At 73.4% G+C, this 13620-nt stretch carries 11 protein-coding genes; 2 read left to right on the top strand and 9 right to left on the bottom strand.

The features are described from left to right. Window positions 1-92 precede the first annotated feature (92 nt). From SL103_RS24100 to SL103_RS24070, 7 genes are all read right to left on the bottom strand, one after another. The gene (locus SL103_RS24100) at window positions 93-1472 is read right to left on the bottom strand and encodes a cryptochrome/photolyase family protein (protein ID WP_069571033.1); all 1380 of its coding nucleotides are present in this window, start codon (window positions 1470-1472) and stop codon (window positions 93-95) included. 81 nt (window positions 1473-1553) lie between these two features. Beyond that, window positions 1554-2621, bottom strand: coding sequence for a DUF1266 domain-containing protein (locus SL103_RS24095; RefSeq protein WP_244304021.1), 1068 nt, complete (start codon window positions 2619-2621; stop codon window positions 1554-1556). A 104-nt stretch (window positions 2622-2725) separates the two neighbouring features. Beyond that, window positions 2726-3514, bottom strand: coding sequence for a VOC family protein (locus tag SL103_RS24090; protein WP_069571031.1), 789 nt, complete (start codon window positions 3512-3514; stop codon window positions 2726-2728). A 213-nt stretch (window positions 3515-3727) separates the two neighbouring features. After that, entirely contained in the window at window positions 3728-4561 is an 834-nt protein-coding gene (locus tag SL103_RS24085; protein WP_069571030.1) for an aldo/keto reductase, read from the bottom strand. A gap of 14 nt (window positions 4562-4575) precedes the next feature. Beyond that, window positions 4576-5583, bottom strand: a complete 1008-nt coding sequence (locus SL103_RS24080) for a hypothetical protein (protein WP_208869941.1) — start codon at window positions 5581-5583, stop codon at window positions 4576-4578. A 112-nt stretch (window positions 5584-5695) separates the two neighbouring features. Next, window positions 5696-7522, bottom strand: coding sequence for an AMP-dependent synthetase/ligase (locus SL103_RS24075; protein WP_079145944.1), 1827 nt, complete (start codon window positions 7520-7522; stop codon window positions 5696-5698). 266 nt (window positions 7523-7788) lie between these two features. After that, window positions 7789-8652: a LysR family transcriptional regulator gene (locus SL103_RS24070; protein WP_069571028.1), complete on the bottom strand. Its 864-nt coding sequence runs from the start codon at window positions 8650-8652 to the stop codon at window positions 7789-7791. Window positions 8653-8787: 135 nt separating this feature from the next. Between SL103_RS24070 and SL103_RS24065 the strand changes: the two genes are divergently transcribed. Continuing rightward, a complete protein-coding gene (locus SL103_RS24065; RefSeq protein ID WP_099055450.1) occupies window positions 8788-9921 on the top strand; it encodes a bile acid:sodium symporter family protein in 1134 nt (377 codons plus the stop codon). Here the strand turns inward: SL103_RS24065 and SL103_RS24060 are convergent. Then, the gene (locus SL103_RS24060; protein ID WP_069571027.1) at window positions 9804-11783 is read right to left on the bottom strand and encodes a sialidase family protein; all 1980 of its coding nucleotides are present in this window, start codon (window positions 11781-11783) and stop codon (window positions 9804-9806) included. The two genes, SL103_RS24065 and SL103_RS24060, sit on opposite strands and share 118 nt — an antisense overlap. Window positions 11784-12050: 267 nt before the next feature. Continuing rightward, on the bottom strand, window positions 12051-12995 hold the full coding sequence (locus SL103_RS24055; RefSeq protein WP_069571026.1) for a quinone oxidoreductase family protein: 945 nt from the start codon (window positions 12993-12995) through the stop codon (window positions 12051-12053). A gap of 145 nt (window positions 12996-13140) precedes the next feature. Between SL103_RS24055 and SL103_RS24050 the strand changes: the two genes are divergently transcribed. Continuing rightward, the gene (locus SL103_RS24050) at window positions 13141-13584 is read left to right on the top strand and encodes a MarR family winged helix-turn-helix transcriptional regulator (RefSeq protein ID WP_069571025.1); all 444 of its coding nucleotides are present in this window, start codon (window positions 13141-13143) and stop codon (window positions 13582-13584) included. Window positions 13585-13620 lie beyond the last annotated feature (36 nt).

The following is a 13620-nucleotide window of genomic DNA, read 5'->3' as shown; positions in this document are numbered from 1 at the left end:
GTTACGTCCTGCATCATCCCCGACGCCGTGGCTCTCCGGGCCCGGCGAGGGCCGGGACGACGGCCGGACGTACGTCCACCGCCGCCGCGGGACTACTCCTGCCCGCGCGCCCGCTTGAACCGCAGCAGCCCCTCAGAAAGGTCCACCACGGGTTCCGGATAGTCGCCGGCGGCCCGCCCGGGGCCGGTCAGCAGCCAGGGCCGGTGCACCGCCGCACCCTCGACACCGGCCAACTCCGGCACCCAGCGGCGTACGTAGGCACCCTCCGGGTCGAACCGCCGGGCCTGCACCAGCGGGTTCAGTACCCGGTTGGGCCGGGTGTCGGTGCCGGTGCCCGCCATCCACTGCCAGTTGAGCTGGTTGTTCGCCACATCGCCGTCCACCAGCAGGTCCAGGAAGTGCCGCGCGCCGACCCGCCAGTCCACGTACAGCGTCTTGGTCAGGAAGCTCGCCACCAGCATCCGGGCCCGGTTGTGCATCCAGCCCTCGTGCAGCAGCTGCCGCATCCCCGCGTCGACCACCGGGTAGCCGGTGCGGCCCTCCTTCCAGGCCGTCACCTCGGCCTCGTCGTACCGCCAGCGGTCGTGCCTGGCGCGGTAGTCCGCGTGCGCCGCGTCGTGGCGGGCGGCCAGCACCTGGTGGTGGAAGTCCCGCCAGGCCAGCTGCCGTACGAAAGCCTCGGCGCCGGCGCCGCCGTGCCCGGTCGCCTTGTGCACCACCTCCACCGGGGAGAGGCAGCCGAAGTGCAGATACGGCGACAGCCGCGAGGTGGCATCGCCGGCCAGATCGTCCTGGCCGTCCTGATAGCCGGCCAGCCCGGAGCGCTGCCAGTTCCCGAACCGGCGGCGTCCGGCGGGCTCGCCGCCCTCGGGGAGGGCCGGCGACGGGGTGCCGTCCGGGCACAGGTCGCGCGCCGAGGGGAGGGTGCCGGAACGCACCGCGTCCGGGACGGGAACGGACCGCGGCGCGGCCAGCACGGCGCGCACGCCCTCGGCCTGCCAGCGCCGGAAGTACGGGGTGAACACCGCGAAGTGGTCCCGTCCCGGCCCGGAGGGCAGTACCGCACCGGGCGGCACCGCCGTGATCACCGCGTCGTGCACGACCAGCGTCCGCCCGTCCTCGGCCAGTCCGTCGGCCAGCCGCCGCTCCCTGCGCAGCGCGTAGCCGCTCACCCCGGCCGCGAGATGCACCTCCCCGGCGCCAGCCTCGGCGGCGAGCCGGCGGGTCTCGGCGACCACATCCCCCGTACGGATGACCAGCCGGCCGCCGCGTTCCCGCAGCCCCGCGTCGAGAGCGGCCAGCGAGCCGGCCAGGAAGGCGGCCCGGTTGGGAGCCATGAATCCCGCGTCGGCGACGCCCCGGTCGACGACGAACAGGGGCACCACCCGCCGCGCGGAGCGCAGCGCGGCACGCAGCACCGGCTGGTCGTGGACCCGGAGGTCGGAACTGAACAGACACACCGCTACATCCATGGGCATACGTCTACACCGAAGACCCGTCTCCCGGCCGCCACGCAGGTGGCCGGTGCGCGGCGCCGGCCACCGGCCCGGCCCTCAGGCGAACGGCAGGCCCTGCCACGGCGAGGACGGGTCCTGGGTGAGGACCCGGTGGAGGTGCAGGGCCTCCGCGTACTGCGGTCCGAACCAGCCGTTGTCGAAGGCCAGCACCCGGCCCAGCGCGTAACCCGCGGCGTACTCCTGCCACGAGCCGTACGTCTCCCGGGCCCGCGCGCCGACCTGCGCGACCGCCTGTTCGGCCTGCTGCGGCGCGCACAGGCGGGCGCCCAGGCCCCAGCGGACGAGCGCCACGGCGTGCGCGAGGTCCAGTGCGCGCAGCGAGACCACCCGGCCGTCGGCCGGCAGCAGTCCGTCCGCGCGGAACCGCTCCTCGTAGGAGGTCACCAGAGCCGGGAGGTCAGGGGTGGCCGCGGTGGCGTCGCCGTCCTCCCCGGCGGACCGCTCCCGCGCCCGGGCGCGCAGTGCCGCCTCGGTGCCGGCCGGCACGAACTGCCCGCCGAGCAGCTGGTCCAGCCGCTGCTGCCAGCCGGCGTGGTCGGTCACCGACCACTGCTCGTGCAGCGTCCGGGCGTCGGCGGCATGGTCGAGGAAGACGGTGCCGAGCTCGTTCCACGGCACGCTGTGGTGCACCGCGAGCGGGGCACCGCACGCCAGCCCCTGCGCGAGCGTGCCGTGCAGCGGGCCGCCGAAGTGGGTGACCAGCAGTCCACCGGGGCGCACGCCCATTTGGGCGCGGGCCCGCTGCCAGCCGGCCCGCTGTACGGGGGACGCGGCGAGATACGCGGCGCCCGGCGTCCCGGGGTTGACCGCGAGCCGCCACCGGTCGTTCGGCCAGTCCTCCGCGAGCTCCGCCAGCGAGACCCGGTCGAAGAACTGCTGCGGCTGCCAGGGCGGCAGCATGCCCCGGGTCAGGACGGGGATGCAGGTGCCGCCCACCACCGGGTCGTCGTAGACCGGCAGCGGGTCCTGGCCCGGCTGCGGCGCCGCGAGATACAGGTCCTCACCCGCTATCGCCGCGACCTGTCCGTCCCGGTCACCACGCGCCGTCGCTTCGCACAGCCGCCGCTCGGTGTCCGTCGGCGGCATCCATCCCGGAGTAGCCACAGGTCAAGACCCTATGGCCACCGCGGCGGCAGCATTCGGGTGGGGGGCGCCGGCCCGCGACGGACGCCCCGCCGCGCCGTGGCGCGACGGGGCGTGCGGGAAACTCAGCCCTGCAGCGGCTTGGGGTTGATGACGGCGAAGGTGGCGCCCTGCGGGTCGGTCACCACGGCCATCCGGCCGGCCATCATGTCGAACGGCTGCTGGAGCGCCGCCCCGCCGGCCGCGGTCACCTTCGCGACGGTCTCGTCGGTGTCCGCCACGGCGAAGTACGCGAGCCAGTGCGACGGCGTGTCCGGCGGCATCTGCTCGGACATCGGCTGCATGCCGCCCACCGGGCGGTCGTTCACCTTGAGCGCGTAGTAGTTGTCGGCGCCTTCGATCGGGGCGCTCTCGATACCGAGGGCGGCTTTGTAGAAGGCGGCGCCGGCGGAGGGTTCGGTGGTGTTGAGCTCGTTCCAGATCAGCGCGCCGGGCTCGTTGACGATGCCGGCGCCGGGGAAGTCCACGGCCTGCCAGATCCCGAAGACCGCTCCGGTGGGGTCGCCGGCGATGCACATCCGGCCGAGCGTCATCACGTCCATGACGGGCATCAGGATCGTGCCGCCGGCGCTGCTCACCGCCTGGGCGGCGGCGTCCGCGTCGTGCGCGGCCAGATAGGTGGTCCAGACGGTCGGCGGCGGGGGCTGGCCGCCCATCGCCATCGCGGCCATGATGCCGGCCACCGGCTTGCCGTTCAGCAGGCACACGGCGTAGCCGCCGGTCTCGGGCGGCCCGATCTCTCCGGTCCATCCGAAGACCTGGGAGTAGAAGTCGATGGCGGCTTGCTGGTCGGGGGCCGCGAGATCGACCCAGCAGGGGGTCCCGGGCTGATAGGCGGCGGTGACTTCAGGCATCGTGGCCTCCTCGACGGGGGCGCCTCCCGCGCCGTGGCGGCACGGAGGGACAGGGCAGAGCGAGGCGCCGGTCCCCGGGGCGCACCCGGGGACCGCACCGCGCTCACCCTCCACATTTGCCGCGCTCGGCCCGGCCCGCCACTCGGGCCGGGCCCCGGCCCCGCGCCACGGCGCCGTCCGTACCGCCGGACGGCGCCGTGCCCGTGCAGCCGGTCAGACCACGTCGAACGTGGCCGGGTCCGGGCCGAGGCGCTTGCCGGCGTCCAGGCCGGCGAGCGCGGCGAGGTCGTCGGCGTCCAGCTCGAAGCCGAAGACGTCGATGTTCTCGGCGATCCGCGAGGGGGTGACGGACTTCGGGATGACGACGTTGCCGATCTGGAGGTGCCAGCGCAGCACCACCTGGGCCGCGGTCCTGCCGTGCTTGGCGGCGAGCCGGCCGATCGTCGGGTCCTCCAGGAGGCCCTTGCCCTGGCCCAGCGGCGACCAGGCTTCGGTGGCGATGCCGTGCCGGGCGTGGAAGTCCCGGGACTCGGCCTGCTGGAACTGCGGGTGCAGCTCGATCTGGTTGACGGCCGGCACCACGGACGTCTCGGCCAGCAGCCGCTCCAGGTGGGCGGGCTGGAAGTTCGACACGCCGATCGCCTTGGCGCGACCCTCGGCCTGGATCTTTTCGAACGCCTTGTACGTCGCGACGTAGTTGTCCCGCGACGGCAGCGGCCAGTGGATCAGGTAGAGGTCCACGTACTCCAGGCCGAGCTTGCCGAGCGAGGTGTCGAAGGCGCGCAGCGTGGCGTCGTAGCCCTGCTCGGAGTTCCACAGCTTGGTCGTGACGAACAGCTCTTCGCGGGGGATGCCGGAAGCGGCGAGCGCCTTGCCGGTGCCCTCTTCGTTGCCGTAGATCGCCGCGGTGTCGATGCTGCGGTAGCCGGTTTCCAGCGCCTGTCCGACGGAGGTGAACGCCTCGTCGTCGGGGATCTGCCAGACGCCGAAGCCGAGCTGCGGCATGACGGTGCCGTTGTTGAGCGTGATGGCGGGAACCTTGCTCACGGGGGAATCGGTCCTTACGTCGACGTTCGTGTTCCGACTCGTTCAACGATCATCTGCTGCCCCGCATTCCCGCGTCCGCCGGAAGCCAGTTCGCACAGAGTGAACGCCCCGGCCGTGAGGACGACGAGCCCGGCGCACAGATCCAGCGCGCCGACCAGCCCCGGCAGCCCGCCGGACAGCGCGGCGCCACCGGGGGAGAGACCGTCGGCCACCGCGTTGCCCAGCCACAGGCAGCCACCGCAGGCGAAGGCGGAGGCGCTGCCAACCCACGCCGCGGCGAGCGGCACCCGCACCCGCAGCCGGGGCCGCAGCCGGGGGAGCACCAGCAGGAGCAGTCCGCCGGCGCCGACGAGCGAGAGCAGGCCCTGGGACCAGTCCGACGCGGCGCTGAAGAAGGTGCCGGCGGCCGTCCCCGCCGCGGCCCTGCCCGTTTTCGCGCCCGCGCCCCACAGGACCTGCACCGTGCCCGCCGCCGCCAGCACCAGCGCGGCGGGGACCAGGAAGATCCGCTGCAGGGCCCGGGTCCCGGTGTCCGGAAGGGCGCCCAGCGGGGCGCGCAGCAGCCCGCCCCAGCGCCGGTGCGCATAGAGGACGAACGCGCCGAGCAGGGTGACGCCCTCGACGAGGAAACCGCCGTAGACGACGCCGAACACCCAGGGCGCGAGGAAGTCCCCGGCAGCCAGCGGGTTGGCGGCGCCGGTGAGCAGCCCGGCGGCGGTGCCGCCCACGAGGCCCGTCAGCAGCGGGATCAGCAGTCCGGACGCCATCCACAGCGGAAACGCCAGCAGCCAGGCGGGGGTGCGCAGACCGGCCGGCCGGGTGAGGGTGTGGGCCACCGCCGCGGCGACGGCGTCGAGGAGGAAGGTGAAGGCGTTGGCCGCCACCCATACGGGGCGGCTGACGCGGTGGGTGTCGACCACTCCGAGGTCGAAGCCCAGCGTCCAGAGGAGTTTGAGCGCGAGGTACGGGACGCAGGCGAGCACGGCGGTGCGGCCGAGCAGCGTGCGGCGGCGGGATTCCATGTCCCGCAGCCTCGCGGGCGCCGGCGGGCCGGACGTCCGGCCCAGGGGCGATCCGCCTCCGCCGTACGGGGGAGGCGGCCGTGCGGGCGGCGCGCGCCGGTGCCGCCCCGCCTCACCCCTGGTACAGCGCGTCCACCTCCACCGAGTACGCCGTCTCGATCGCCTTGCGCTTCAGCTTCAGCGACGGGGTCAGCAGCCCGTGCTCCTCGCTGAACTGGTTGGCCAGTATCCGGAACGTACGGATCGACTCGGCCTGGGAGACCAGGGTGTTGGCGGCGACGACGGCCCGCCGGATCTCGGTCTCCAGATCCGGGTCGCGGACCAGGTCCGTCGGTGGCATCTCCGGCTTGCCGCGCATGGCCAGCCAGTGGGCGACCGCCTCGGGGTCCAGCGTCACCAGGGCGGCGATGAACGGCCGGTCGTTGCCGACGACGATGCACTGGGCGACCAGCGGATGCGCCCGCACCCGCTCCTCCAGGCCCACCGGCGAGACCGTCTTGCCGCCGGAGGTGACCAGGATTTCCTTCTTGCGGCCGGTGATCGTCAGATAGCCGTCCTCGTCCAGGGCCCCCAGGTCACCGGTGGAGAACCAGCCGTCGTGCAGCACGGCGTCGGTCGCCTTGCGGTCGTTGTGGTAGCCCTGGAAGACCTGGCCTCCGTAGAGCCAGATCTCGCCGTCCTCCGCGATGTGCACCGTGGTGCCGGGGATGGGGGTGCCGACGGTGCCGAAGCGGGTCCGCTCGGGCGGGTTGGCGGTGGCGGCCGCGGTGCTCTCCGTCAGGCCGTAGCCCTCGAAGATCCGCACGCCGGCGCCGGCGAAGAACAGCCCGAGCCGGCGCTCCATGGCCGAGCCGCCGGACATCGCGTACCGCATCCGGCCGCCCATCGCGGTACGGACCTTGCTGTAGACCAGCTTGTCGAAGAGCTGGTGCTGCATCCGCAGTGAGGCGCCGGGGCCGGAGCCGAGGCCGAACGCCTTGTTCTCCTGTGCCTCGGCGTAGCGGCCGGCGATGTCGACCGCCTTGTCGAACGCCGCGAGCTTGCCCTCGGCCTCCGCCTTCCGCCGTGCCGCGGCGAAGACCTTCTCGAAGATGTACGGCACCGCGAGGATGAAGGTGGGCCGGAAGGTCTGCAGATCGGGCAGCAGCGCCCGGGCGGCGAGTTCCGGCTGGTGCCCGAGCTTGACCTGGCCGCGGATCGCGGCGACCTGCACCATCCGCCCGAAGACGTGCGCCAGCGGCAGGAACAGCAGCGTCGCCGCCTCGTCGTTGTGCTTGGAGGTGAACACCGTCTCGTAGCGCATGACGATGTTGTCGGCCTCGGCCATGAAGTTGGCGTGGGTGATCACACAGCCCTTGGGGCGGCCGGTGGTGCCGGAGGTGTAGATGATCGTCGCGGTGGCGTCCGGGGTGACGGCCATGCGGTGCCGGTGCACCACGTCGTCCTCGATGTGCGCACCGGCCGCGGTCAGTTCGGCCACCGGGTCGGCGTCCAGCTGCCACAGCTTGCGCAGTTGCGGAAGCCGGTCGATGACCGAGCCGACGGTCATCGCGTGGTCCTCGTGCTCGACCAGGCACGCCGAGACGCCGGCGTTGTGCAGCATCCAGAAGACCTGCTCGGCCGAGGAGGTCGGATAGAGCGGTACGGACTGGACGCCGATCGACCAGAGCGCGAAGTCGAACAGGGTCCACTCGTAGCGGGTACGGGACATGATGCCGACCCGGTCGCCGAACCGGACGCCCTGGGCGAGCAGTCCCTTCGCCAGCGCGATGACCTCGTCCCGGAACTGTCCGGCGGTGACGTCCTCCCAGTTGCCCGCGTCGTCCTTACGGGCGAGGGCGACGCGATCGGGATCGGCTTCGGCGTGGTCGTAGATGGCATCCGCCAGCCCGCCGACCCGGGGCGCGGTCGCCAAAGGCGGGACGGTGAACTCGCGCAATGACCCAGCTCCTCGTGGTGTTGCTCACAAGGCCGCGACCGTACCCCACAGGGACGACATCCGGCAGGGCGCTACCACGGCGCGAAGCCGCCCCCACGTGAACTGGCCAACCGGAGAAAACGGGCTACTCCGGAGAAGCGCGGACATGATCCAGCCGCTTCGACGCCGTACGATCACGACGCCGGGACCATATCTGCACCAAATCTCTGCACATGACACCGGTTCTCGTGCCGACCGGCCGGTCCGCCCGGAAAAGCCCCCCGCGGCTACGGGAGCTGCAGTCTGTCGCCGCCCGCGAGGATCGCGTCGGCCAGCGCCTCCGCCGCGCCCCGCGCCACGCGGTCCCGGTCCCCTTGCAGAAGAGCGAAATCCACCCCGCCCAGTTCCGGCAGTCCGGCCCGCGCCGGAACTTGGACCAGACCTGGCGGGATCATGCCCTTCGCATGTGCCATGACGCCCAGACCTGCCCGAGTTGCGGCGATCAGTCCGTTCAGGCTGCCGCTGGTGCATGCGATGCGCCACTGCCGGCCCTGGCTCTCCAGCGCCTCCAGCGCGCGGGCCCGGGTCACCGCCGGCGGCGGGTACACCACCAGCGGGACCGGCCGCTCGGGGTCCAGCCGGAGCCGCCCGGTGCCCACCCACACCAGCCGGTCCCGCCACACCAGCCGGCCGCGCGGGTCCTCCGGACGCCGTTTGGCAAGGACGAGATCGAGCCGTCCGGCCGCCAGCAGTTCGTGCAGGGTTCCGGACAGCTCGACGGTCAGCTCCAGATCGACCTCGGGGTGCTCCCGGCGGAACTCCTCCAGCACCTCCGGCATCCGGGTCAGCACGAAGTCCTCCGAGGCGCCGAAGCGGAGCCGGCCGCGCAGCCGGGTGCCCGTGAAGAAGCTCGCGGCCCGCTCGTTCGCCTCCAGGATCGTCCGGGCGAAGCCGAGCATGGCCTCGCCGTCCTCGGTCAGCTGCACACCGTGGGTGTCCCGGGCGAACAGCCGCCGCCCGGCGGCCTCCTCCAGCTTCCGTACGTGCTGGCTGACCGTCGACTGACGCAGCCCGAGCCGGTGCGCGGCCTGCGTGAAGCTCAGTGTCTGGGCCACCGCGAGAAAGGTGCGCAGCTGCGCGGGCTCGAACATGACCCCTCCGGCTCATCGCGATTCATGATGACAGTGACCACGGTAAGCGGGGTTCCCGATCGCCGTCGGGCCCGGCACCCTGGAGTGGGCGCCGTCCAGGCCACTGCCCGAGAGCCCGCCGACCGAAGAGAGACCATGCACCGCCCGTCGTTCAAGCTGCCCTCCTGGCTTCCCGTGGACGGTTACCTCCTCGCGCTCGCGGGGACCGTCGCGCTGGCCGCCCTGCTGCCCGTCCGCGGACCGGCCGCCGCGGTCGCCGGCGGCGCCTCCACCGGCGCCGTGGCGCTGCTCTTCTTCCTCTACGGCGCGCGGCTCTCCACCCGCGAGGCGCTCGACGGCCTGCGCCACTGGAGGCTGCACCTCACCGTGCTGGCCTGCACCTTCGCCGTCTTCCCGGTGCTCGGGCTGGCCGCCCGCGCGCTGGTCCCGTACGTCCTGCCGCCGACCCTCTACACCGGGCTGCTGTTCCTGTGCCTGGTGCCGTCCACGGTCCAGTCCTCGATCGCCTTCACCTCGATCGCCCGCGGCAATGTCGCGGCGGCCATCTGCGCCGGCTCGTTCTCCAGCATCGTCGGCATCGTGGTCACCCCGCTGCTGGCCGGGCTCGTGCTGCACGGGGACGGCAGCGGCTTCTCGGCCGGCTCGCTGGTCCCGATCGTCTGCCAGCTGCTGCTGCCGTTCCTGGCCGGGCAGGTGCTGCGGCGCTGGATCGGCCCCTTCCTCACCCGGAACAAGAAGGTGCTGGGGTACGTCGACCGCGGGTCGATCCTGCTCGTCGTCCACACCGCCTTCAGCGCCGGCATGGTCCAGGGCATCTGGCACCAGGTGTCGCTGCTGCGGCTGCTGTGCCTGCTGGGGGTGGAGGCGGTCCTGCTCGCGGTGATGCTGACGACCACCTCCTACGGGGCGCGGAAGCTCGGGTTCCGCCGCGGGGACCGCATCGCCATCACCTTCGCCGGCTCCAAGAAGAGCCTGGCCGCCGGGCTCCCCATGGCCAGCGTCCTCTTCGGCGCGCAGGCCGGGCTCATGGTGCTGCCGCTGATGCTGTTCCACCAGATGCAGTTGATGGTGTGCGCGGTCCTGGCGAAGCGGTTCGCGGCCCGCGCCGAGCCGCGGCGGGAGGGCGCCCCCGCCGCGGCCGGCGATGCGTCCTACCGGGCCGGCCCGCTCACCCGGTCCAGCGGCAGCGCCAGCACCACCGGCGCCCGCACCGAGGCGTCCCCGGCCCGTACCGCGGACAGCTCCGCGTCGGTCAGCGCGCGCCGGTAGACCCGTACGTCGTCGAGCGCCCCGGTGAACTGCGCGCGGCTGTCCGGACGTTGGCCGAGGTGCACACCGAAGACCGAGCCGCGGCTGACCGATCCCGGGACGTCGGCCACGGTGGTCCCGGCGCCGTCCACGGTCAGCTCCAGCCGCCCGCCGGTACGTCGCAGCGCGAGGTGGTGCCATGCCCCGTCGTTGTACGCGCCGTTGGTCCCCGCCTGGGCGGTGGCGGCGGGCCGGGCGCCGTCGACCGCGGTGAGGCGGGCGATGATCCGGTTGTTCCTCGGGTCGCCCTCCAACGCGACCTGCGGGGAGCGGGTGCCCACCCCGCCCATCCACAGCAGCGGCGCCTCCCCGCTCCGGGCGGTGTAGCGGAACCACAGGCTGCAGGTGAAGTCGTGGCTGCCCAGGGGGAGCGAGCCGCGGAACGGCAGGCGTACCGCGTCGTCCTTGCCGTCGAAGGAGAGCGCCTTGCCGAACCGGCCGTCGGTGGGGCTCGCGCCGCCGAGGACGAGGGCCGGCCGGGCGCCGGGCGCGAGGTCACGGGTCGTGGGGTCCGGGGCGCGGCGCGGGCCGAGCCATTCCTCGGTGAAGCGGACGAACCGGATCTCGTCCCGGGCGTCGACCGCGCCGCCCTCGTACATCAGGCCGGTGACCTCGGGGGAGACGGCGACCAGGTCGGAGTAACCGGACCAGTCGGTGGTGACCCGGGCGCCCCGGTCGACGCCCTCCCAGGTGCGGCCCTCGTCCCAGGAGGAGCGGACGGTCATGGTGCGGCGCCGGTCGGGGTCGGCGGGCGCGGCGAACAGGGTGCGGCTGTGCCCGCCGGCGGCGGACGTATGCGGCAGGCGCAGCGCCGAGCCCTGCACCATCGGTGCGTAGAGGTCGGGGACGGCGCGGAACGGCGCGGCGAAGGAGTTGCCGCCGTCGCGGCTGACCGCGACCGTGCGGTGGCCCAGGTCGGTGCCGTCCTGTTCGCGGCCGTTGACGTAGATCGAGCCGTCGGAGCGCTCCAGGAGCGTCATCTCCGACGGCTTCTGGCGGAAGGTCCCGTCAGCGGCGATGGGCCAGGTGTCCAGCGCGCCGACCTTCCAGGTGGCGCCGCCGTCGTCGCTGTGGACCAGGGCGGCGTGGTTGGCGGTGACCCGGTTGTCCGCGTAGCTCTCGGCGTTGATGCCGAGGACCAGCCGGCCGGCGTGCCGTCCCCGGGTGAGCTGGATGCCGTGCACGGGGCCGGTGGCGTACCAGGAATTCCACTGCGGGGGACGGATGGTGGGGGTCAGGTCCCGGGGCGGGGACCAGGTCGCGCCGTCGTCGTCGCTGTACTGGAGGTGCGGGGTCCGGTCGCAGGGGACGTCGCAGCTGAGTCCGTCGGTGCGGCCCTTGTTGTAGGTCTCGGCGAGGAGGATCCGGCCGGTGCGGCGGTCGACGACGGGTGCGGGGTTGCCGTGGGTGTCGCCGTCGCCGTGGTTGACGACCTGGAGCGGGCCCCAGGTGCGGCCGCCGTCGGTGGAGCGCTTGACCACCAGGTCGATGTCGCCGGAGTCGCCGCAGTCGTGCCGCCGGCCCTCGGCGAAGGCCAGCAGGGTGCCGCGCGCGGACTTGACGACGGCCGGTATACGGAAGCAGAAGTAGCCCTTCTCCTGGGCGGCTTTGAAGAGGACCTGCTGCTCGAAGCCGCCGGCGGGGGGTGGGGCGGTGGCGGCGGGATCGCCCGGCGGCCCGTCAGGCACGGCATGTGCGGGGCCGGTCGGCACCAGGGTGAGGACGGCGGCGGTGAGCGCGGCGAGCAGCGCGGACCCGCGGCGGCGCCGGGGCCCGTGAGGTCTTCCGTGGGGGCTGGGGTGTACGCGGAGAACTGACGTCATGGTCCGGCCTGCCCTTCGAGGGATCGGCGGTCGGGTCATCAGGACATCCAACGTCCTATGTGCATCCCTGACGGAAGCTACTGCCGCGTGCGGAGCGCGACAAGGAGCCTGCGTCGGTTCTCCGTGCGGCAGCCGGAATTCACTCTCCCGGCCCGCAGGCACTGCGCCGGGTGCGGCGGGTGTGCGGTACGGGCCGGGTGGGAGGGATGTGCCCGGGGGCCGGGACGTACGGCCGGTGCGGCCGGCCCGGCAGGCGTCCCGCGGGCGTCACGGCCGCAGTACCACCTTGCCGAGATTGGCCCGCGCCTCGATGATCTCGTGTGCCTTCGCGGCCTCCGCCAGCGGGAGTTCGGCATGGACGGCGGCCCGCAGCCGACCGGTTCCGGCCAGTTCCCACAGCTGCGCGCGGTGCTGCTCGTAGCGCTCCCGGTGGACGGTGGTGAACCGGCGCATCGTCAGGCCGGTGACGGTCTTGGAGCCCGCCAGCAGTTCGTACGCCGGGACCGTGCCGCCACCGGAGTTGAAGAAGATCAGCCGTCCGCCCTCCGCCGTGGCGGCCAGCGCGCGCGGCAGCAGCTCGCCGCCGACGCCGTCCAGCACGATGTCGGCCGGCTCGCCCCAGGAGTCCTGGTCGTAGGTCACCACCTCGTCGGCGCCGAGCCCGTACAGGAACTCCGCCTTGGCGGCGGAGCCGACGGCGGCCACCACCCGCGGCACCCCCTGGAGCTTGGCCAGTTGGACGGCGAGATGCCCGGTGGCGCTGGCCGCGCCGGTGATCAGTACGGACTCGCCGTCCTGCGGTGCGGCGGTGCTCAGCGCGGCGAGCGCGACCTGGCCGCTGCGCACCAGCGCCACCGCTTCCACCGCGCTCGCGCCGTCCGGTATGTGAGAGGCCAGGAAGGCGGGGGCCAGGGCGAGTTCGGCGTAGGAGCCGGTGAGGGTGAGCGAGGTGACGCGGTCACCGACGGCGAAGCCGGTGACCTCGGGGCCGACGGCGACGACCGTTCCGGCGATCTCCCCGCCGGGCATCGCGGGCAGCGGGTCGCCGCCGCCGTTGCCGTCGCCGCGGGTCCGGCGCACGCAGGGGAGGGTGACCCCGATCGCCTCGGTACGCACCAGGAGTTCACCGGTGCCGGGCACCGGCGGCTCGGCGGCCTCCTCGACGCGCAGGACTTCGGGACCGCCGTAGGCATGGAATCGGACACGGCGCACGGGCCGGCACCTCCGTGGGGAGCGGTCGGTGAGCGCCGACCGGTTTCATTGGGTGCCCCAATGATAAGCCCATACCGTTGGGGAAGCCAATGGTTTTTCGGAACTTTCGTTGGGGGAGCCAATGGTTCCTCGCTAGGGTGGACCCATGGCCGACACCCCGTACGCCCCCAGCCGCATCCGCGCGCTCCCCAGCTGGCTGCTGGGCCGCGCCGCCGCCCGCGGCCACCGCCTCGTCGCCGACGCCCTGGCCACCGAGGGCATGCGGATGATGCACCACGCCGTGCTGTCGGCGGTCGCCGACCTCGGCCCGGTCTCCCAGGCGGAGCTCGGCCGGACCCTCGGCATCGACCCCAAGGACATGGTGGCGATCGTCAACGACCTGCAGAAGGACGGGCTGGTCACCCGCGCCCCCGACCCCACGGACCGGCGCAAGAACGCCGTCGAGATCTCCGCCGACGGCAGTCGGCGACTGCGCCGCACCCAGCAGCTCGGCGACGAGGCCAACGCGGAGCTGACCGCGGCCCTGACGCCCGCCGAGCGCGAGCAGCTGATCGCCCTGCTGACCCGGATCGCGCTGCCGGGACAGTGATCCGGGCGGCAGCGGCGCGGCGGGGTGGGCGGCCGG

The sequence above is a fragment of the Streptomyces lydicus genome, assembly GCF_001729485.1.
Taxonomy (GTDB): Bacteria; Actinomycetota; Actinomycetes; order Streptomycetales; family Streptomycetaceae; genus Streptomyces; species Streptomyces lydicus_D.
The sequence above is the reverse complement of the archived record's forward strand: the minus strand, read 5'-3'. Positions and strand labels throughout refer to the sequence as shown.

Bases quoted from the DNA above. Each gene is read 5' to 3' on its own strand.
- SL103_RS24065 (WP_099055450.1), top strand. From the start codon at position 8,788: ATGCACCGCCCGTCGTTCAAGCTGCCCTCCTGGCTTCCCGTGGACGGT.
- SL103_RS24080 (WP_208869941.1), bottom strand. From the start codon at position 5,583: ATGGAATCCCGCCGCCGCACGCTGCTCGGCCGCACCGCCGTGCTCGCC.
- SL103_RS24100 (WP_069571033.1), bottom strand. From the start codon at position 1,472: ATGGATGTAGCGGTGTGTCTGTTCAGTTCCGACCTCCGGGTCCACGAC.
- SL103_RS24050 (WP_069571025.1), top strand. From the start codon at position 13,141: ATGGCCGACACCCCGTACGCCCCCAGCCGCATCCGCGCGCTCCCCAGC.
- SL103_RS24070 (WP_069571028.1), bottom strand. From the start codon at position 8,652: ATGTTCGAGCCCGCGCAGCTGCGCACCTTTCTCGCGGTGGCCCAGACA.
- SL103_RS24090 (WP_069571031.1), bottom strand. From the start codon at position 3,514: ATGCCTGAAGTCACCGCCGCCTATCAGCCCGGGACCCCCTGCTGGGTC.
- SL103_RS24060 (WP_069571027.1), bottom strand. From the start codon at position 11,783: ATGACGTCAGTTCTCCGCGTACACCCCAGCCCCCACGGAAGACCTCAC.